The following is a 19,372-nucleotide window of genomic DNA, read 5'->3' as shown; positions in this document are numbered from 1 at the left end:
CCGGTTCAATGCGTCATGACGCTATCGAGCCATGACGCCATCACGCGATCAGTAGGTTTCCGGGTCCGGATCGGTGCGTTCGAGTTCGACCGACGCCGCCAGCAGCGCGAGACGCGCCACCACGCCATACATATAGAAGCGGTTCGGCGGCGCGGCACCCGGCTTGGCGTGCACGTCGGGCAGCGCCGTGTGCTCGAACGCGAGCGGCACGAAGTGCATGCCGGGGGCGTTCAGGTTCTCGTCGGTACCGCGTCCGGTGTGTACACGATAAAAGCCACCGACCACATAGCGATCGATCATGTAGACGACGGGTTCGGCCACGGCTTCGTTGATGCGCTCGAATGTGTAGACCCCTTCCTGCACGATGAAATCGTGCATTTCGAGGCCCTCCTTCACCACGCTCATCTTGGTGCGCTCGCGGCGGTTCAGGTTTTTGATCTCGGCGGCGTCGTGCACCATCATCACGCCCATGCCGTAGGTCCCGGCATCGGCCTTGATCACGACGAACGGCTTCTCGGTGATGCCGTACTCGCGATACTTCTTGTTGATCTTCTTGAGCACCGCATCGACCGTATCGGCAAGCTTCTCCTCACCGACACGCTCGTCGAAGTCGATCCCTTCGCACTTCGCGAAGTAGGGATTGAGCATCCATTGGTCGACGTCGATCATCTTGGCGAACTTCTTGACGATGTCGTCGTACGCCGAGAAGTGCTGGCTCTTGCGACGCATCGCCCAGCCCGCGTGCAGCGGCGGCAGCAGATATTGCTCGTGCAGCCCCTCGAGAATCGGCGGGATGCCGGCCGACAGGTCGTTATTGAGCAGAATCGAGCACGGATCGAAGTTCTTGAGCCCCAGACGGCGCGGCGTGCGTTCCAGCGGCTCGATGACGACGTGCTGACCGTCCGGCAACTCGATGGTCGTCGGCTCGGTAATGTCGTCCGACAGACTGCCCAGACGCACATTCAGCCCGGCGTGACGCATGATCGTCGACAGACGCGCGATGTTCTGCAAATAGAACGAGTTACGCGTATGTCGTTCGGGAATCAGCAGCAGATTCTTCGCGTCGGGGCAAATCTTCTCGATCGCGGCCATTGCGGCCTGCACGGCGAGCGGCAGCACCTCGGGCGCGAGATTGTTGAAGCCACCGGGGAAGAGATTGGTGTCGACGGGAGCGAGCTTGAAGCCGGCATTTCGCAGGTCGACCGAGCAGTAGAACGGCGGCGTGTGCTCCTGCCACTCGAGCCGGAACCAGCGCTCGATGGCGGGCGTCGCATCGAGAATCTTCTTTTCCAGGTCGAGCAAGGGGCCTTTCAGGGCCGTGACGAGATGCGGAACCATGCTTCTCTCATATCCAGATGGAATATCGATTGTAGAGCATCCGCCAGACGCCCCCGCCGTTTGCCATGCCCCTGGAAGGGGCACCGGCCGGGGAGGTCCGATGCAATGCTGCGATGAGAGGACATGGGGGCGGGATCGCGAATCACAAGCGCGGAAGGTGTGGAAAGCGGGGAAGCCCCCGCACCGCCATCACGTGCGCAAAGACCGCAGACAAAAAAACGGGCACCCCAACGGGTGCCCGCGCAATGCCGGTGCCGGCTGTCCGACCGGCCACCAGCGACTCCTTCTTGTCGCCCCGGCCGAAACCGGGGCAAAGCCTGACTGACCGACGATTGCCGTCGATAAGCGGTGATCCGTCGTCTTAGTTGTGGTACGCCGATTCGCCGTGCGAGGTGATGTCCAGACCTTCGCGTTCTTCGTCTTCCGGCACACGCAGACCCAGCACGATGTCGGCGATCTTGAAGGCGATGAAGGCCACGACACCCGACCACACGAGCGTGGTCACCACGCCCTGGAACTGAATCCAGACCTGACCGGCAATCGAGTAATCCGGTGCCACGGCGTTGGCGACGTAGTCGTAGATCCCCGTGCCGCCGAGCGACGGTGCTGCGAACACGCCCGTCAGAATCGCGCCGAGCATACCGCCCACACCGTGCACGCCGAACACGTCGAGTGCGTCGTCGGCCTTGAGCAGGCGCTTCAGACCGTTCACGCCCCACAGGCAGATCACACCGGCGAGCAGGCCGAGCACGATCGAGCCCATCGGACCGACGAAACCGGCTGCCGGGGTCACGGCCACCAGACCGGCCACCGCGCCCGATGCGCCACCGAGCATCGACGGCTTGCCCTTGCCGATCCACTCACCGGCCGTCCACGACAGCGTGGCAGCGGCCGTTGCGAGCAGCGTGTTGACGAAGGCGAGTGCTGCGCCGCCGTTGGCTTCCAGGCCCGAGCCGGCGTTGAAGCCGAACCAGCCGAACCAGAGCAGCGAGGCGCCGATCATCGTCATGGTGAGCGAGTGCGGCTTGAACGCTTCCTTGCCGAAGCCAACGCGCTTGCCAACCATGTACGAACCCACGAGACCTGCGATAGCGGCGTTGATGTGAACCACCGTGCCGCCTGCGTAGTCGAGCGCGCCCTTCTGGAACAGCCAGCCGGCATGTGCGGTGGCAGCGTCAGCGGCGGCCGCGTCGGTGTAGGCATCCGGGCCCGCCCAGAACCAGACCATGTGCGCCATCGGCAGGTACGAGAACGTGAACCAGATGACGGTGAAGAGCAGCACGGCCGAGAACTTGGCGCGTTCGGCGAAGGCACCGACGATCAGCGCGCAGGTAATCGCGGCGAACGCTGCCTGGAAGGCCATATAGGCGTACTCCGGCACGTTCACGCCCTTGCTGAAGGTGGCCGCCACCGAATCCGGTGTCATGCCCTTCAGGAACAGGCGATCGAAGCCACCGAAGAAGGCCCCGCCCTCGGTGAACGCGATGCTATAGCCGTAGATCGCCCACAGCACGACCACGAGCGAGAAGATGATGAAACACTGCATCAGCACGGAGAGCATGTTCTTCGAGCGAACGAGACCGCCGTAGAACAGGCCCAGGCCGGGCAGCGTCATGAGAATCACAAGTGCGGTACAGGTCAGCAGCCACGCGGTGTCGCCCTTGTTCGCGGGGACAGGGGTCGCGGCGGCCGGCGCGGCCGGTGCAGCGGCCTGAGCGGCAGATGCCGGTGCGGCAGCGGGTACAGCAGCGGCAGGCGCAGACGCTTCCGAAGCGGCGGCAGGCGCCGAGGCGTCCTGCGCGAACGCCGCGGTCGAGCCGAGGCCCATGGTGCCCGCAACGCCAGCAAAGGCGGCGGCGAGCAGGAGTTTGGCAAGCAGTTTTTTCATGATTGTTGTCTCTTGTTTAGGACCTTTACAGCGCGTCTTCGCCGGTCTCTCCAGTGCGGATACGGACCACGTGCTCGACGTTGGACACGAAAATCTTGCCGTCCCCGATCTTGCCGGTGCGGGCCGCCTGCTCGATGGCGTCGATCGCCTGATCGAGCAGCGCGTCGCCGATTACCGCCTCGATCTTTACCTTCGGCAGAAAGTCGACGACATATTCTGCACCCCGATACAGCTCGGTATGGCCTTTCTGGCGGCCGAAGCCCTTGACTTCGGTCACCGTAATGCCCGCCACGCCGATGTTCGAGAGCGCTTCACGCACCTCGTCGAGCTTGAAGGGTTTCACAATTGCGGTAATCAGCTTCATGATGAGTCGCTCCTTAGAATGTCTTCGACAACCCTACGACCACGGTAGCTTTGGAGAGCACTTTGCCGGAGTTCGCGGCGGTGTAGTACTTCTCGTCGGCATTCGTATCGACGTAGGAGACCGACACGGTGAAGTTCTTGCCCAGGTCTTTCGACAGGCCGATCTTCCAGTCGGTATAGCTTGCTGCACCGAAGTTATGCACCCACTGGTGACCCACGTGGCCCACGGCCGACAGGCCCCAGAAGCCGATGTCGTAGGTACCCGTCAAATCCAGGTAGCCACTGTTGGTCGTGTCCTGACCGTCCGGGCTCACCAGACCGAACAGACGGGTCAGTGCGTGCGAATACTTCAGCGTGATGGTTTTCCAACCCACGGCGGCATACAGTTCGAACGTATGCGGGCGCGGGAAAAACTGGCCCGTCGGATACGAGCCCGGGTAGTAGTACTGCAGACCACCGACGTCGATGGTCCAGTCAGGGATGATTTCCTTCTTCCAGCCCCCATAAAAATCCATCTCGATGGGCGCGCTGACGGCGGAATTCCCATCCGAGATCCAACTGATGTTCGACGCCCACACGCCGGCGTACAAGCCGGATTCATGTGCAATATCGAAACCGCCCTGAATTGCCGGACGCTTGGCCGTTTGCGAAATACCGCGGAAGCGATAGTCCGAGAACAGACCGACGTTAGCGGTAATGGTCAGCGGCTCGGCTGCCGCGGCGGCGGCGTCGGCCGGCGCTGCTGCCGGTGCGGCGCCATCAGTGGCAGCCTGCGCAAATGCGCCTGCCGACATCGACATAGCACCGAAGAACACAAAGCCAGCCATTGCAGTGGTTACCGCTGTTGACACTTTTTTCATCACTTTCCCCTAAGTTGAATTTTCAACGTCTTGGTACAGCGTGTGGCAGGTTCTGAACTTGGGTAGAGCAACTCCCGTGCCAGCTCCTTCGACCACATGCGCTGCGACGCGCACAATACGAATTTCGGGATAAAAAATTGGCAAAATTGCGGGGACGGTGATGCGGGGGTACGACACCCCGGGAACAACGAATCCCGGCAGACGGTGTCAAATGCTCATCTCCGGGCCGATGGGCCGGGGCGCTTGGCTGGCTGGGCGCAAAAAACGGTGTTAGAGTTGCGCCAACATTGAAAGCCACGCCGGATGCACCACGTTGCACCGGTCTGGCCGGCACGGGGAAGCACACTGACGGTGCAAGCACCAGATCGGTGCAAAGAAACGACGAGAGGAAGGCTTATGAAACCGAACGAGATCCTGCAAGACATGCAAGCCAAGGTGAGCGAGATGCTCAAGCAATCGCCCGCCAAGGATATCGAGCGCAACGTCAAGAGCCTGCTCAACCAGGGCTTCACCAAGCTCGATCTGGTCACGCGCGAGGAATTCGACGTGCAGGCGCAGGTGCTCGCCCGCACGCGCGAGAAGCTCGAAGCGCTGGAAAAGCGCGTGGCCGAACTCGAAGGCCTGCGCAGCGAAGCGCAAGACTAAGGACTCACGGGGGCGCGAAAGCGCCCCTTGTTACATTCGGGCTCGCGCGCCTGCGCGATGCCATGCGCTGCGCCCCTCTCCGATCTCGGTGCTCTCGTCTCCGCCCCCTGCCTATCACCCTGTCACCCTCTCGCCCCATCACTGGCGCCCCACCGCCGATTGACTCCTGACTTCCGAATAAGTAATCGGAATCCTCCTATTCGCATCGCAGACGATTCCGGACACGCCACACCCTGAGTCCGAAAACCCCCGCCCCACCGCGTATTTGCGCCGATAAGACGTTGCGCTGTGCCGCAGGCTTGCATGACTATCAACAGCAACGCGGCAGAACACCTCCTGTTGCGACGACATCGTGTGAACAGGGCGGTTGGGAACAGACGGGGATTACCGGAGATGAAAAAGGAGGAAGGTCATGTCACTGGCGGTTGTCAGCAGCCGGGCGATTACGGGAATGGCGGCGCGGCCGGTTACGGTCGAGGTGCATCTGGCGAATGGACTGCCCGGACTGTCGCTCGTCGGTCTGCCGGATACGGAGGTCAAGGAAAGCCGGGAACGGGTGCGCTCAGCGTTGCAGAACAGCCGTTTCGAGTTTCCGGCACGGCGTATCACGATCAACCTGGCGCCGGCCGACTTGCCCAAGGCATCCGGCTGCTTCGATCTGCCGATCGCGCTGGGCATTCTGGCAGCGAGCGGCCAACTGCCTGAGGCGGGTCTGCGCACACATGAGTTTGCGGGGGAGCTGTCGCTGACGGGTGAACTACGCCCCGTGCGCGGCGCACTGGCGATGGCAAGCGCGATGGCAGCGCAACCGTCGGCGCGCGCACTGGTGTTGCCGGTGAGCAGTGCACAGGAAGCGGCACTCGTCGAAGAAGCGACGGTCTACGGCGCCCGGACCTTGCTGGACGTCTGCGCCCATCTCGCCGAACCGGATGTCGCCACGCCGCTCCCCCGCGCTGTCGTCCCGCGAGCCTCCGGCGATAACGAGGGCCTGACCGGCACACCGACAGGTGACATGGCCGACATGCTCGACATCAAGGGGCAGGAGCACGCCAAGCGCGCGTTGGAAGTGGCGGCAGCGGGCGGCCATCACATTCTGTTCTACGGGCCGCCGGGTACCGGCAAGTCGATGCTGGCGACACGCCTCGCAGGACTGCTGCCGCCGTTGACCAAGGCGCAGGCGGTAGAAGCCGCGACGCTCGCCAGTCTGAGCGCGCGGGGGTTCGACATGCGGCATTGGGGACGTCGTCCGTTTCGTGCGCCGCATCACACGGCATCGTCTGCGGCGCTGGTCGGGGGCGGCAGCGTGCCACGCCCGGGGGAGATCAGTCTCGCCCATCGCGGCATATTGTTCCTCGACGAATTGCCCGAGTTTCAGCGTCGTGTGCTGGAGGTGCTGCGCGAACCGCTGGAGCTGGGACACGTCACGATTTCGCGGGCGGGCGGTCACGCGACGTTTCCCGCGACGTTCCAACTGGTGGCGGCGATGAATCCGTGTCCCTGCGGCGATCTGGGACATCCCGCGCGAACTTGCCGTTGCACGAGCGAGGCAGTGGCGCGCTATCGCAACCGCCTGTCGGGGCCGTTGCTCGATCGCATCGATCTGCATGTCGAAGTCCCAGCACTGAGCGCCGAAACGTTTGCCGCACCCGCCACAGGTGAGTGCAGTGAAGCGGTGGCCGAGCGCGTGCGGCAGGCACAAGCGCGTCAGTTATCGCGTCAGGGGCAATTGAATTGCAGCCTGTCCAATCGTGCGCTGGAAGCGCAATGCGCGTTGGCGTCGCCCGCGCAGGACGTGCTGCACCGGGCGGTGACGCAGCATCACTGGTCTGCCCGTACCTACCACCGGGTGTTGCGCGTGGCGCGCACCATTGCCGATCTGGCGGAGCGCGATGCGATCGACGCCCACCACATCGCCGAAGCCGTGCAGTACCGGGAGGCGCCCACTTGAGCCAACGAACTCGCCGGCATCACCGAACGGCATTTCGCCTGCGCTTCGGGCGATGTTGTCCAAGGAAGGTGACGAAAAGCGGGCACGACGCCTCAAACGGCAGCGCAGGCGCTTATCGCCAGTCGCGGCAAAGCGGCAACGCCCGCGAGAAAGCGTTACTCCAACGTGAACGAGTCGAGAAACTGATCGACCTGTTCCTGGCTCGGGGCTTTCGTCGCCATCACGACAACCTGATAGACGTGAGTGCCGCGTCCGACGAAGCGGGCGGAGACGAAGCGCTCGGCCTTGTCGCTCCCCACGCTGGCGACACCCTTCGCCGAGACGGCCATGCCGGGCAATGCGGGAGCGTCGCCCGCCTGACGCACCATCACCTGCGAAGGTGCCGCCGTGCTTTCGTTCACGTTGGCGAGCAATCCGTGCCGCAGTTCGTCAACGACCGTCTGGCGCAGCGTGGCATCGTCGCTGGGCAGCGTGACGACACCCACCGCGAAGAGTGCTGCATCCACGCGCGCGGCTTGCATGCGCATCGGCAACGGCCCGGAGGCGAACTTGACCTCACGTTCGTCCTGCGTCGGCTTGGCGGGATAGGCGACGGCGTACGCGCCATCCTTGTCGTGGACTTCGCGCCAATCGTAGCGCGGGGAACAGGCGGCAAGCACGGCAGTCGCGGCAAACATCACGCAGACACGGACAACGCGATTCATAACGGTGGAGTGTGGAGGTGGATCGGAAGCCGCCATTATCCATCAGGCGTTGCGGCAGGAAGAACGCCGCATGAACATCGCGTCAACGGCATTCAACGGGATATCCCCGCGATATCCCCCCATGTCCTCGCCTCACCGGCGCGCCACGAACGAGCCGAGACGGATCCCGGTATGATCGACGCCATGACATCCCTCCTCGTCCGCAACGCCCTCGTCTGGATCGCCGGTGCTTTCACCGCAGGCATGGTGGCCGCTGCACCGTCGTCCGGCGAAGCGCAACCCAGGCTCGAACTGGCGCAGGCCACCGGCGTCACGTATCCGCGCGAAGGCGCTGCCGCACCGGCACCGCTCGACAGCAAGGTGGCGGCGCAGCAACAGGCCGCTGTCCCGCTGGCGACGGACTTCTCGGCGCACGCGCGCCGGGCGGCGTCGCTCGACATGCCGCTGATCGTGCTGGTGTCGTTGCGCGACTGCGTCTATTGCGGCCCGATCCGTCAGCGCGAACTCGCACCGCTGGTGCGCAGCGGCAAGTACGAAGTGCGCGAGATCGGCATGGACAGTACAACGCCGGTGCGCGATTTCGATGGGTCGACGACGACGGGCGTCGTCTGGGCGCGTGCCCACGGCGTCAAGGTATCGCCGACGGTTTTGTTCCTCGATACGAGCGGCCGCCCCGTTGCCGACCCGTTGATCGGTGCCGGCTTGCCGGACTTTTACGGCGCTTATCTCGACGACGCCATCGCCCGTGGCCGCGCCCGTTTGCCCCCGGGGAACGGCACCACGACGCGCTGAGATTCAGAGTAGAATCGACGTCGACTCGTCCCCCAAAATCACCCACTCGGCTGTGTCATGAGCGCTACGACCTCCCGCAAGTCTCCTCTCGGCAAGATCATCGCCATCGCGATCATCGCCGCCGTGGCTATCGCCGCCTACTTCACCTTCGCCGGACAGAAGCGCGCGCCCGAAGCCACGTTCACGTTGCTCTCCGGCCAGAAGCTCGCGACCGACCAGCTCAAGGGCAAGGTCTATCTGGTCAACTTCTGGGCGACGAGCTGCGTCACGTGCATGAAGGAAATGCCGACGATGGTGAAAACGTACGAGAAGTACAAGGGTCAGGGACTGGAATTCGTCGCCGTGGCGATGAGCTACGATCCGCCGATGTACGTGATGAATTACGCGCAGACGCGTCAGTTGCCCTTCAAGGTGGCGATGGACTCGGACGGCAGCGTCGCCAAGCAATACGGCAACGTGCAACTCACGCCGACGACGTTCGTCGTGGACCGTAACGGCAAGGTGCTCAAGCAGTACGTCGGCGAGCCGGAATATGCCGAACTGAACAAGCTCATCGAGACGGCACTCGCAAAGCAGGCCTGACGCACGTCGACGCGAAGCCGTAAGTCTCTAGCCTCAAGCGTCGACCAGTAACGAACGAAAAAGCGCCCCAAGGGGCGCTTTTTGTTTGGCCTCGATGAAACCGGGGACACCAGCGGCCCGCCACAAACCGTGAGCCGCCCCCCATCATCGACCATCACCACCCGTCCCGCCCTCGCCGTGTCCACGCGTATGCAAGCCATAGCGCTTGAGCTTTTCGTACAGCGTGGCTTTGGGAACGTGCAGCGCCTCGGCCGTCGCGGCCACGTTGCCCTTGCTGTGCTCCAGCGCTTCTTGCAGCACGGCGCGCTCGAAACGCTCCACCTGTTCCTTGAGCGGCAGCGGCGCGAGCGTGCCATCGCTTTCCGGCGCACTCGCCACCCCCAGCACAAGGCGGTCAGCAGCGTTACGCAGTTCGCGCACGTTACCGGGCCAATCCGATTGCAGCAGTTCCTGACGCATCCGATCCGACACCACCGGTGCGGGCCGTCCATACCGCACGGCGGCATCGAGCATGAAGTGTTCAAACAGCGGCAGGATGTCTTCGCGCCGCTCGCGCAACGGCGGCAGCGCCAGCGTCACCACATTCAGCCGGTAATACAGATCGCGACGGAACGTGCCCTCGCGCACGAGCGCTTCCATGTCGCCCTTCGCCGCAGCCACGACACGGCAGTCCACACGAATCGACTGATTCGAGCCGAGCCGCTCCAGCACACCGTCCTGCAACACGCGCAGCAACTTGACCTGCAACGCCGCCGGCATGCTCTCGATCTCGTCGAGAAACAGCGTGCCGCCCGACGCGTGTTCAAGCTTGCCGATGCGACGCTTGGCCGCGCCGGTGAACGCCCCGACTTCGTGACCGAACATCTCGCTCTCGAAAATCGCTTCGGGTAACGCCCCGCAGTTCAGCGCGACGAACGGCGCATCGCTACGGCGCGACAGTTCGTGCAGGCTGCGCGCGACCAGTTCCTTGCCGGTGCCGGTGTCGCCGTTGATGAGGACAGGGGCATCCGTCATGGCCACATTGGCGATGAGCGTGCGCAGCGTCTCCATCGACGGACTGCGTCCGATGATGCGCGAGGCACGGCCGCCCTGCTCCGCCAGTTCGCGGCGCAGCGCCTGATTCTCCAGCATGAGCTTGCGCGTCTCGAGCGCACGCTTGGCCGACTCGATCAGACGATCCGGCGCAAAGGGTTTCTCGATGAAATCGTAAGCGCCGTCGCGAATGGCCTGCACCGCCATCGAGATATCGCCGTGACCGGTAACGAGAATCACCGGCACTTCCGGCGCGTGCTGACGCAAATGCGCGAGCAGTTCGAGTCCACTCATGCCGATCAGGCGAATGTCGGATACGACAATGCCGGCGAAGTCCGGCGTAATACGTTCGCGCGCAGCTTCGGCCGAGGCGAGTCCGAAGGCATCGAGCCCGGCGAGTTGCAGGCTCTGCAGCGTGGCACGCCGCACGAGTTCGTCGTCTTCGACAAATAGGATCTGGAGGTTCTTGTACATCATGCGATTGTCGCGCCGGTGCGTTGCACGCGGCGCAGCGTCACGAGAAATTCTGCGCCACCGCCCGGAACATTGCGCGCGACCAACTGGCCGCCGTTCTCTTGTGCGATGGACGACGAAATTGCGAGTCCGAGCCCCATGCCCTGACCGCCCTCCTTGGTACTGAAAAACGGCTCGAACAGACGCGGCATATGTGCCTCCGCGATCCCCGGCCCGTTGTCACGCACGTAAATGCGCACCCACAGGTCGTCCGCGTCGACATCGATCCAGATCGACGGCGAGGCTTGCGGGCTCGCGGCCCCCACCACGGCGTCGATGGCATTTCCCACCAGGTTGATCAGCACTTGTTCGAGCCGCAACCCTTCGCACGCCACCTGAACGTCTTCGAGTCCGTTGGCAAACGTTGTCGTTACCTGGATGCCGGCGAGACGTCCGCGCAACAGCATCAGCGTGTTATCCAATGCGCGCGCCACCGAGGCTTCCATGTCGCCGCGACGCGCGCGTCCGGCGAAAAGCCGCAACTGCCCCGTGATCTTGCCCATGCGATCGGTGAGCGACGCAATGGCTTCGAGGTTTTCCTGCGCGGCGTCGTACTCGCGACGCTCGATCAGTACGCGCGTGTTGTCCGAGAAGCTGCGCAGCGCGGAGAGCGGCTGATTCAGTTCATGCGTGATGCCCGCCGCCATCTGGCCCAGCGCCACGAGTTTCGACGCCTGCACGAGTTCGCTCTGCGCCTCGCGCAATTCATGTTCGGTGCGTGAACGCTCCTGCACTTCGGTTTGCAGACGTTCGTTCGCGGATTGCAGATCGGCGGTGCGCTCAGCCACGCGTTCGCCCAGCTCGGCATACGCCGATTGCAGCAACTCGCGGCTCTTGAGCATATCGCGCACACGTTGACGACGCTGATTCCACGCCACGCCCAACAGACATGTGAACGCCGCAAGACACGCTGCCGCCACCGCCGCGATGCGTGCGTTGGCGATCACCTGATCGAGCGGCGCGAAGTACATGAGCGTCCAGTCGGGCTCCCCCAGCTTGCGCTGCACCGCGAGAAAGCGGCGGGTCTTGCCCGAGCCTCGACCGTCGCGAACGGTCACGACTTCACCATCGGCATCGAGTCGCTCGTCTTCGCTCCACGCGAGCGGCGTGACGTTCTGGTTGTAGTACTGACGCGTGCTGTCGAGCGCCGCCTTGACATCCGGTGCGAGCGGCGTGAGCGAACGATACTGCCAGCGCGGCTCGGACGACAGGAAGATCACGCCATGATCGTCGGCGACGACCACAGGCTCCGAGGCATCGGCTCCCGCACGCTGGAACCACTCCAGGTTGAGCTTCACCACGACCACGCCGTGGATCTGTCCGTCGACCAGAATCGGCTGGGAGACGAAATACCCCGGCTCGCCGGAGGTCGTGCCCACGCCATAGAAGCGACCGAAGGCGCCTTTGATGGCGTCGATGAAATACGGACGGAACCGATACTCCTGCCCGACGAACGTCGCCTTCTCGCGCCAGTTGCTGGCCGCGAGCGCGAGGCCATTGGCATCGATGACATACGCCGCCGACGCCTTGGCGCGCTGGTTCACGTCGAACAGATAGTCGTTGGCGCGCTGCACGACGGCCTTGTTCTTGGGGTCGAGCAGCAGGTCGTGCACGTACGGATGCAGCGAGAGCAGGTACGGCAGGAACTCGTAGCGGTCGACGGTGCTGCGCAGGCTGCCCGCGTAGCGCTCCACGCGCGCGCCGGCGTTCACGCGCAGGTCGGCCACGCCGCGCTGCCAGCTCAGGGCGTACGTCAACCAGCAGAACAGGACACTCGCCAGCAACATGACGACGATCCACGACCAACGGCGCATCGGTACAGTCCTCTCGAAATCGATGGGGACTTCGTCGCGCCGGGGGGTCGCTGCGCTTGCGGGCGACGCGGCACCTTGCGAGGTGTCGCTCGAACGGGCGCGGCTCATGTTGTCGTGCAGGGTAGCCATTAGGGCGTGAGTGAAGAAATACGCCTTGTTGACGTCGGTTGCCGGTTCGTACGATGGCGACAGAAGGCGCGTGGGCACCCCCTGTCGGCATCGCCAGACCCGTGCATATTCACGAGCATCAAGGACCACCGGGCGGCGAAGCTCAGGCGCTATTGTGCCTGTGCCGCGCCGCCCGGTGGCAAACGTTACGAACGTTACTCTGGCGGGACGGCGGCGGCGTCATGAGAGACCGCTCCGCCGCCCCTGCCACCGGCCGTCAGGCCAGCTCAGGACCTTGCTTGCCCGACATGGCCTCGGCCAGCTTCTTGCGGTCCAGTTCCTTTTCCCAGGCCGACACGACGATCGTCGCGACACCGTTGCCGACGATGTTCGTCAGCGCACGGCATTCGCTCATGAAGCGGTCGATACCGAGAATCAGCACCATCCCGGCGACCGGGATCGTCGGGATCACGGCCAGCGTAGCGGCCAGCGTGATGAAGCCGGCGCCGGTCACGCCCGACGCGCCCTTCGAGGTCAGCATCGCCACGGCGAGCAGCGTGAGCTGCTGGCCCCAGGTCAGGTCGATGTTCGTCGCTTGTGCAATGAACAGCACGGCCATCGTCATGTAGATGTTGGTGCCGTCGAGGTTGAACGAGTAACCGGTCGGGATCACCAGACCCACCACCGACTTCGAGCAACCGGCCTTTTCCATCTTTTCCATCAGGTGCGGCAGTGCGGCTTCCGACGAGCTGGTACCCAGCACGATCAGCAGCTCTTCCTTGATGTAGGCGAGGAAGCGGAAGATCGAGAAGCCCGTGAACTTGGCGATCAGACCCAGCACGACGATCACGAACAGGAACGACGTCAGGTAGAACGTGCCCATGAGCTTGGCCAGCGGCACCAGCGAGGCGATACCGTACTTGCCGATGGTGAAGGCCATGGCACCGAAGGCGCCCAGCGGAGCGACCTTGGTGATGATGTGCACCACGCGGAAGAGCACGCCCGACACGCTGTCGATCCAGTTCGTCACCACGCGGCCACGCTCGCCGATCGCGCCAAGCGCGGCGCCGAACAGGATAGCGATCACGAGGATCTGGAGGATTTCACCCTTGGCGAACGCATCGGTGATCGTGTTCGGGATCAGGTGCAGCAGGAAGTCGGTGAACGTGTCGCCGTGCGCGGCCTTCGCGGCGTAGCCGGCGATCGCCTTCGGATCGAGCGAGTTGATATCGACGTTGAAGCCAGCGCCCGGCTTGAGCACGTGCGTGGCGACCAGGCCGATCACCAGTGCCAGCGTCGACACGACTTCGAAGTAGATCAGCGCCTTGCCGCCAACGCGGCCGACCTTCTTCATGTCTTCCATGCCGGCGATACCGGTCACGACCGTACAGAAGATCACCGGACCGATGATCATCTTGATGAGCTTGATGAACGCGTCGCCAAGCGGCTTCATCTCAACGGCGAGATCGGGCTTGAAGTGCCCGAGCAGAATGCCGATGACGATGGCAAACAGCACCTGCACGTACAGGATGCGGTAAAAGGGTTTTTTGGTCTGGGTTTGCATGTTGTTTCCTCTTCAGGCAGTGGGGCAAGCCACCGCCCTTGTTATCAATCCGCGGTGACCCCGCGAATCTCGCTTTGCGCAAAGCGCATTTGCTCCTCCATCACCATCTGGGCCAGCTCCTTCTTCAATTCATTGAATTCGCTGCCTGCCGTGTCGCGCGGACGGGGCAGGTCGATGACCACGTCCCGCTTGACCGTGCCCGGCCGGTACGTCATGACGACGACCCGGTCGGCCAGATAGATCGACTCCTCGATGCTGTGTGTGACGAAAATGATCGTCTTCTTGAATTCCTCCCAAATGCGCAGCAGCTCGTCCTGCAACGTGCGACGCGTCAACGCGTCGAGCGCGCCGAACGGCTCGTCCATGAGCATGATCGGGCTGTCGAGCGCCAGCACGCGGGCAATCGCCACGCGCTGACGCATGCCACCCGACAGATCGCGCGGAAAGCGCTCGCGAAATTCGCGCAGATTGAGCTTGCCGAGCAGCAGGTCCACGCGCTCGTTGATCTCGGCGCGTTTCATTCCCTTGATTTCGAGCCCGAAGGCGATGTTCTGCGCCACCGTCATCCACGGAAACAGCGCGTACTCCTGGAACACCATGCCGCGGTCCGGGCCAGGTTCGGCTGCCGCGTCGGCGCGGCCGTCGATACGGATCGCGCCCGACGTCGGTTGCACGAAGCCCGCGAGCGCGTTGAGCAACGTCGACTTGCCGCAGCCCGAGGGCCCGAGCAGGCAGACGAACTCCCCCGCGTTGATGCTCAGGTCGATGTCCTTGAGGGCATCGACGACACCGCCGGGCACCGGGAACTGTTTGTTGACGTGATCGATTTGAATCAGCATGTCGGTCGTCTCCCTTGCCTTACTTGGTTTCCAGACCACGATGCCACTTGAGCAGGTGGTTGTTGAGACGATCCATGCCGAGGTCGATCACCAGACCGAGCAGGCCGATGGTCAGCATGCCGGCGATGATCTTGTCGGACCACATGTACTCGCGCGCTTCCAGAATGCGATAGCCCAGACCGTTGTTCACGGCGATCATCTCGGCCACGATCACCACGATGAACGCCGTGCCGATACCGATCCGCACGCCCGACAGAATGTACGGCGTGGCCGCCGGCAGAATCACGCGGCGGAAGATGGTCAACTGGCCGGCGCCGAGGTTGCGCGCCGCACGCAGGTAGATGCCGTCGACGTGACGCACACCGGCGATCGTGTTCATCAGCACCGGGAAGAACGCCCCCAGCGCGATGAGGAAGAACGCGGGCGGGTTGCCCAGACCAAACCACAGGATGGCCAGCGGGATGTACGCGATCGGGGGAATCGGACGCACCACTTGCACCAGCGGATTGAACAGGCCGTAGACGCGCGTGCTCGTGCCCATGAGCAGACCGAGCGGCAAGGCGATGCCCGCCCCGACGAGGAAGCCCATCACCACGCGATACAGGCTGTGCGTGGCGTCCATGAGCAGTTCGCTCGACTGAAGCCACGCGTTGAAGCCGTCGGCCATCGCGACGGTCGGCTTGAGGTATTGCCACCACTTGATCACGACGGCGAGCGGTGACGGGAGAATGATCGGGTTGATCCAGCCGAGGCCGGTGACGATCTGCCAGATCACCACGACCGCGACCGGAATCAGCACACCACGCAACAGACGCGTGGTGCGCGAGGCCCCCGAATTGGGAAGAACTGCGGACATCCGTTCGCCTCGCCTTACTTGATGTTCAGCTTGGTCTTCGCCTTGGCGAGCAGGTCGAGCTTGACCCAGTCTTCAGCCTTCGGCACCGGATCCTGCAACTTGCCCACGCCGTATTTCTTCATCAGGTCGGTGGTGAGTTGCACGTGCGAGAGGCTCAGGTCGTAGCTGTACGGCGAGTTGCCGATGGCGTCCGTGAAATCCTGCTCGGTGATCTGGTTCTTGAACATGTCCTCGCGAACGAACTTCTCGGCGGCCTTCGGGTTCTTGATGAAGTAATCGGTCGCTTCGACGAACGCGTACATCAGACGCTGCGCGACGTCCGGCTTTTCCTTGTAGAGCTTCTCGGTGATCACGAGCGCGCGGACCGGCTCGCCGATCGGCGTGTCGTACGGCTTGAGAACTTCGACACCGAAGCCCTTGTTGATGGATTGCGACGCTTGCGGTTCGGACTGGCACATCGCATCGATGCTGCCGGCGGCGAGCGCCTGATTCAGATCGGCGAACGCCATGAACATGATCTGCACGTCCTTGCCCGGCTGATCCGACCACGTCAGACCGGCCTTCGCCAGTTCTGCGTACAGAATCAGTTCCTGAGCGCCGCCACGAGCCACGCCGACTTTCTTTCCCTTGAGATCGGCCACCTTGGTGATCGGCAGGCCCTTCTTCGCCACGAGACGCACACCGCCCTTGGCAAAACCGGCGACCGCATAGATCGGCGCGCCCTGCGCACGACCTGCGATCGCGGCATCAAGCGCGCTTGCCGACACGTCGATCTGACCGGCCACGATGGCCGGCATGATGTCCACGCCCTTGGCGAACATCCGTTCCTCGATCTTCAGGCCGTACTTCGGTCCGATCACCTTCATGTACGACACGGCGCCGTAGTGGGCGAACTTCAGATTCCCCAAACGCACCAGATCGTCGGCAAACGCGTGAAGCGAAGCCGCGCACAGCGCTGCGGCGGCAAGACATTGCTTGAACATAAGGTCTCCTCTCTCTTATTAGAACGGCTTGCTCTGGGTTTCCGGATTCCGGATGGGAATTCGGACGCCCCGGCAGCACGCGCGTTAGAAAGCAATACTTATGCCAGCGATGCAAGTCGTTGATTTTACTGTGGGAAGCTGTGGAAAACCCGATGTCCGGTTATACGAAAAACCAGAAACCAGGCAGATAAACTTTCTGGATTTCCAGAAAATCCGGTGAAATTGGGAAATTTCACGCGATATGACGGCGACGGTGCGGGCATTCCCCGAGCGGGATACGCCACAACGGTCCGTTGAAAAAATCGAAAGCCGCCTTGAACCGCTATCCTGACGAAGTCACGCATCGAAGATAGCGCAGACGACGGCAGGCGCGATCGCCCACCATCGTCCTGACGGCTTTGTCAGACGGTGTCGCTCAGGCGGACAGCGCCTCGGGCATCGGCGTCTGGTAGCCGAGTGCGGCGGAAATTTCCGCTGCGCACGCCGACAGACGCGACGAGATGTCCGGCAGCAGCGCGCGCGTCATGCGCGAGGACGGGCCCGACGCCGAGAGCGATGCAATCACTTCACCGGAGGCATCACGTACCGGCACCGCCACCGACACAGCTTCCGGTGCGAGTTCGCCAAAGCTCACGGCACAGTCCTGACGTCGCACGTTGAGCAGTTCCGCCGCCAGTTCGTCGCGCTCGATGAGCGTGCCTGCCGTGAAGCGCTTGCGCGGACGGCCCAGCACTTGCGCGCGAACGTCGTCCGAGGCAAACGCCAGCAGCACACGGCCCGAAGCGCCCACGTACAGCGGACGGCGATTGCCGACCACGCCGTGCACGCGCAGCTCGTGCGTCGATTCCACGCGGGCGACGCACAGCGATTCGAGACCGTCGCGCACACGCAGTTGAATATTCTCGTTAAGCGCGCGGTTGAGCGCCTGAAGGTGACGATGCGCCACCTTCACGAGATTGACCTGCTCGTGCCCCGCCACGCCGAGCACCAGCGCCTGCGCGCCGAGCACGTAAGTGACCGGGCTGCCCTCGCGGACCACCCAGCGGTGCTGTTCGAGCGTCGCCAATAGACGAAATGCCCGCGACTTGTTCAGGCCGGCACGCTGCGCCAGTTCCGTCACACCCAGGCCGGGACATTCCCCGACCAGCGACAGCAGCGAAAGCGCCGTGTCGACTGAAGCGACTGTGTAGTCCATCAAACTTCCTCGCTATGTTGTTCGGCATAGGCGGCGAGCGACGCCGCGAATTGGCCAAGTTGCGCTTGCAGCGCCGAGAAGCCGTCATGCTTCTCGCCGCAAGATTCGTCCAGGTAGAGCGCCCGGTTCAGTTCGATCTGCACGCTGTGACGTCGCGCAGCCGGGCGCCCGAAGTGGCGCACCAGATCACCGCCGCGATAGGGCACGTTGTAGGCCACACGAAAGCCCAGACGCGTGAATTCCGCCATCACCCAACGCGAGAAAGCCGGATCGGCCGTGGTGCCGTCGCCATCGCTCACGAGCACATCGGGGCGCGACATGCCCGCATCGGGGTCGAGCGCCCCGCCGCGCGAGCCCATCGAATGGCAATCGAGATGCCAGACCGCGCCGTGGCGTTCCCAGGCGGCATCGAGCGCATCGCGCAGCGCGTGGCGATAAGGCCGGTAGTAGTCGTGGATGCGGCGCTCAACTTCGGCCACCGTCAGACGGCGGTCGTAAAGTGGGACATTGGGAGCAGCGAAGCGGTGCAGCAGTCCGACACCGCGCTCGCTATAGGCTTGCGGGCGCGCGTCGTGCGGCCACAGGCTCGCGAGCAGTTCGGGGTCGAGGTCGTGCTCGGCACGGTTCGGATCGATGTACGCGCGCGGGAACAGCGCCGCCACGAGTGTCGCGCCATGATGTGTCGCGACCGACCAGAGTTCGTCGACATGGGCATCGCCGCAGTCGTGAATGGCCCGCGTCGGCGCGATCGTGTCGAAGTCCGCCGGAAACACGACGCCGCTGTGTGGCGAGTCCAGCACGAGGGCAATGCTTTGCCCTGGCGGCGTCTCCACGAAATAGCGGCCTTCGATGACCTGGCGCGACATGCAATCTCCTCACGTGCGGGCATCCTGTTTTGAGGTGCAAAACAGGACTTCAATATTCTGGAACAGCCCACCGCAAGGAACAAGATGACGGTTGTTACAACATATTTCGCCCGCTGGAACGGGCGGAGAGGGGAAATTCGGCGGCGTTCGCAGCAAATAGGCGGGAGAACCAGACGGGACGGGGACTTGCGGACGATGCGGCGGCAGAAATGCCGATGGCGGCTGTGACGGCTCGTAATGGAAATGCGAGGCGGCGCGACGTACATGTCATTTTCACGCCATCTTCATGCCATCTTTTGTGGCAAATGGGGGACGTAGTGCGCTTCTCAGTGAGGCGTCCGGGCAGGCGACGTCAGCATCTCAGGTCGCAAAGGCCGCGCCATGCCGCGCGATTGGCACGCCTCCTGTCAACGTTGACAGCTGCCTGCGGGGACCGCCGGGCGTAAAGTCGGTGGCATTCCGGGCAGGGTCTTTGCCCGCTC

At 63.4% G+C, this 19,372-nt stretch carries 17 protein-coding genes; 4 read left to right on the top strand and 13 right to left on the bottom strand.

The annotated features are described in order from the left end of the window. Nucleotides 1–48: 48 nt before the first annotated feature. The 4 genes from gshA to C5N93_RS21865 all read right to left on the bottom strand — a co-directional run bounded on the left by gshA (nt 49) and on the right by C5N93_RS21865 (nt 4,449). Nucleotides 49–1,338 (bottom strand): glutamate--cysteine ligase, encoded by a 1,290-nt coding sequence (gene gshA / locus C5N93_RS21880; RefSeq protein ID WP_069340377.1) that lies wholly within the window; start codon nt 1,336–1,338, stop codon nt 49–51. 361 nt (nt 1,339–1,699) lie between these two features. Further along, nucleotides 1,700–3,166: an ammonium transporter gene (amt, locus tag C5N93_RS21875; protein WP_242560943.1), complete on the bottom strand. Its 1,467-nt coding sequence runs from the start codon at nt 3,164–3,166 to the stop codon at nt 1,700–1,702. Between the two features lie 85 nt (nt 3,167–3,251). Further along, a complete protein-coding gene (locus tag C5N93_RS21870; RefSeq protein ID WP_010804740.1) occupies nt 3,252–3,590 on the bottom strand; it encodes a P-II family nitrogen regulator in 339 nt (112 codons plus the stop codon). Nucleotides 3,591–3,603: 13 nt separating this feature from the next. After that, nucleotides 3,604–4,449 (bottom strand): TorF family putative porin, encoded by an 846-nt coding sequence (locus tag C5N93_RS21865; RefSeq protein WP_242560877.1) that lies wholly within the window; start codon nt 4,447–4,449, stop codon nt 3,604–3,606. A gap of 396 nt (nt 4,450–4,845) precedes the next feature. Here C5N93_RS21865 and C5N93_RS21860 point away from each other — a divergent pair, with 396 nt between their 5' ends. Next, nucleotides 4,846–5,094: an accessory factor UbiK family protein gene (locus C5N93_RS21860; protein WP_069340380.1), complete on the top strand. Its 249-nt coding sequence runs from the start codon at nt 4,846–4,848 to the stop codon at nt 5,092–5,094. A 412-nt stretch (nt 5,095–5,506) separates the two neighbouring features. Beyond that, nucleotides 5,507–7,042, top strand: coding sequence for a YifB family Mg chelatase-like AAA ATPase (locus C5N93_RS21855; protein WP_242560876.1), 1,536 nt, complete (start codon nt 5,507–5,509; stop codon nt 7,040–7,042). 155 nt (nt 7,043–7,197) lie between these two features. Here C5N93_RS21855 and C5N93_RS21850 read toward each other — a convergent pair whose 3' ends face one another. Continuing rightward, complete coding sequence (locus C5N93_RS21850) at nt 7,198–7,719, bottom strand: hypothetical protein (protein ID WP_242560875.1); 522 nt, start codon at nt 7,717–7,719, stop codon at nt 7,198–7,200. A gap of 210 nt (nt 7,720–7,929) precedes the next feature. Between C5N93_RS21850 and C5N93_RS21845 the strand changes: the two genes are divergently transcribed. Beyond that, nucleotides 7,930–8,538 (top strand): thioredoxin, encoded by a 609-nt coding sequence (locus C5N93_RS21845; protein WP_242560874.1) that lies wholly within the window; start codon nt 7,930–7,932, stop codon nt 8,536–8,538. Between the two features lie 57 nt (nt 8,539–8,595). Beyond that, nucleotides 8,596–9,120: a TlpA disulfide reductase family protein gene (locus C5N93_RS21840; RefSeq protein WP_069340383.1), complete on the top strand. Its 525-nt coding sequence runs from the start codon at nt 8,596–8,598 to the stop codon at nt 9,118–9,120. 144 nt (nt 9,121–9,264) lie between these two features. Here C5N93_RS21840 and C5N93_RS21835 read toward each other — a convergent pair whose 3' ends face one another. The 8 genes from C5N93_RS21835 to C5N93_RS21800 all read right to left on the bottom strand — a co-directional run bounded on the left by C5N93_RS21835 (nt 9,265) and on the right by C5N93_RS21800 (nt 18,890). Beyond that, complete coding sequence (locus C5N93_RS21835; RefSeq protein ID WP_150721125.1) at nt 9,265–10,626, bottom strand: sigma-54 dependent transcriptional regulator; 1,362 nt, start codon at nt 10,624–10,626, stop codon at nt 9,265–9,267. Further along, nucleotides 10,626–12,686, bottom strand: a complete 2,061-nt coding sequence (locus tag C5N93_RS21830) for a sensor histidine kinase (protein WP_242560873.1) — start codon at nt 12,684–12,686, stop codon at nt 10,626–10,628. Before C5N93_RS21830 ends, C5N93_RS21835 begins: the two co-directional genes overlap by 1 nt. 178 nt (nt 12,687–12,864) lie before the next feature. Further along, nucleotides 12,865–14,151, bottom strand: coding sequence for a dicarboxylate/amino acid:cation symporter (locus C5N93_RS21825; protein WP_242560872.1), 1,287 nt, complete (start codon nt 14,149–14,151; stop codon nt 12,865–12,867). A 44-nt stretch (nt 14,152–14,195) separates the two neighbouring features. Then, on the bottom strand, nt 14,196–14,990 hold the full coding sequence (locus tag C5N93_RS21820) for an ABC transporter ATP-binding protein (protein WP_242560871.1): 795 nt from the start codon (nt 14,988–14,990) through the stop codon (nt 14,196–14,198). A gap of 19 nt (nt 14,991–15,009) precedes the next feature. After that, nucleotides 15,010–15,846: an ABC transporter permease gene (locus C5N93_RS21815; protein WP_242560870.1), complete on the bottom strand. Its 837-nt coding sequence runs from the start codon at nt 15,844–15,846 to the stop codon at nt 15,010–15,012. 14 nt (nt 15,847–15,860) lie between these two features. Further along, nucleotides 15,861–16,829 carry an ABC transporter substrate-binding protein gene (locus tag C5N93_RS21810; protein ID WP_069340388.1) on the bottom strand — a complete coding sequence of 323 codons (969 nt, stop codon included), beginning with the start codon at nt 16,827–16,829 and terminating at the stop codon, nt 15,861–15,863. A gap of 415 nt (nt 16,830–17,244) precedes the next feature. Beyond that, nucleotides 17,245–18,024, bottom strand: coding sequence for an IclR family transcriptional regulator (locus tag C5N93_RS21805; protein WP_069340389.1), 780 nt, complete (start codon nt 18,022–18,024; stop codon nt 17,245–17,247). Further along, nucleotides 18,024–18,890 carry an N-formylglutamate amidohydrolase gene (locus C5N93_RS21800; RefSeq protein WP_242560869.1) on the bottom strand — a complete coding sequence of 289 codons (867 nt, stop codon included), beginning with the start codon at nt 18,888–18,890 and terminating at the stop codon, nt 18,024–18,026. The genes C5N93_RS21805 and C5N93_RS21800 overlap by 1 nt, the downstream gene beginning before the upstream one ends. Nucleotides 18,891–19,372 lie beyond the last annotated feature (482 nt).

The organism is Pandoraea sp. LA3 (assembly GCF_022696215.1).
GTDB classification, from domain to species: Bacteria; Pseudomonadota; Gammaproteobacteria; order Burkholderiales; family Burkholderiaceae; genus Pandoraea; species Pandoraea capi.
The sequence above is the reverse complement of the archived record's forward strand: the minus strand, read 5'-3'. Positions and strand labels throughout refer to the sequence as shown.

Excerpts from the sequence above, each read along its gene's own strand:
- gshA (WP_069340377.1), bottom strand. The coding sequence starts at position 1,338 with ATGGTTCCGCATCTCGTCACGGCCCTGAAAGGCCCCTTGCTCGACCTG.
- amt (WP_242560943.1), bottom strand. The coding sequence starts at position 3,166 with ATGGGCCTCGGCTCGACCGCGGCGTTCGCGCAGGACGCCTCGGCGCCT.
- C5N93_RS21870 (WP_010804740.1), bottom strand. The coding sequence starts at position 3,590 with ATGAAGCTGATTACCGCAATTGTGAAACCCTTCAAGCTCGACGAGGTG.
- C5N93_RS21865 (WP_242560877.1), bottom strand. The coding sequence starts at position 4,449 with ATGAAAAAAGTGTCAACAGCGGTAACCACTGCAATGGCTGGCTTTGTG.
- C5N93_RS21860 (WP_069340380.1), top strand. The coding sequence starts at position 4,846 with ATGAAACCGAACGAGATCCTGCAAGACATGCAAGCCAAGGTGAGCGAG.
- C5N93_RS21855 (WP_242560876.1), top strand. The coding sequence starts at position 5,507 with ATGTCACTGGCGGTTGTCAGCAGCCGGGCGATTACGGGAATGGCGGCG.
- C5N93_RS21850 (WP_242560875.1), bottom strand. The coding sequence starts at position 7,719 with ATGTTTGCCGCGACTGCCGTGCTTGCCGCCTGTTCCCCGCGCTACGAT.
- C5N93_RS21845 (WP_242560874.1), top strand. The coding sequence starts at position 7,930 with ATGACATCCCTCCTCGTCCGCAACGCCCTCGTCTGGATCGCCGGTGCT.
- C5N93_RS21840 (WP_069340383.1), top strand. The coding sequence starts at position 8,596 with ATGAGCGCTACGACCTCCCGCAAGTCTCCTCTCGGCAAGATCATCGCC.
- C5N93_RS21835 (WP_150721125.1), bottom strand. The coding sequence starts at position 10,626 with ATGTACAAGAACCTCCAGATCCTATTTGTCGAAGACGACGAACTCGTG.
- C5N93_RS21825 (WP_242560872.1), bottom strand. The coding sequence starts at position 14,151 with ATGCAAACCCAGACCAAAAAACCCTTTTACCGCATCCTGTACGTGCAG.
- C5N93_RS21820 (WP_242560871.1), bottom strand. The coding sequence starts at position 14,990 with ATGCTGATTCAAATCGATCACGTCAACAAACAGTTCCCGGTGCCCGGC.
- C5N93_RS21815 (WP_242560870.1), bottom strand. The coding sequence starts at position 15,846 with ATGTCCGCAGTTCTTCCCAATTCGGGGGCCTCGCGCACCACGCGTCTG.
- C5N93_RS21810 (WP_069340388.1), bottom strand. The coding sequence starts at position 16,829 with ATGTTCAAGCAATGTCTTGCCGCCGCAGCGCTGTGCGCGGCTTCGCTT.
- C5N93_RS21805 (WP_069340389.1), bottom strand. The coding sequence starts at position 18,024 with ATGGACTACACAGTCGCTTCAGTCGACACGGCGCTTTCGCTGCTGTCG.
- C5N93_RS21800 (WP_242560869.1), bottom strand. The coding sequence starts at position 18,890 with ATGTCGCGCCAGGTCATCGAAGGCCGCTATTTCGTGGAGACGCCGCCA.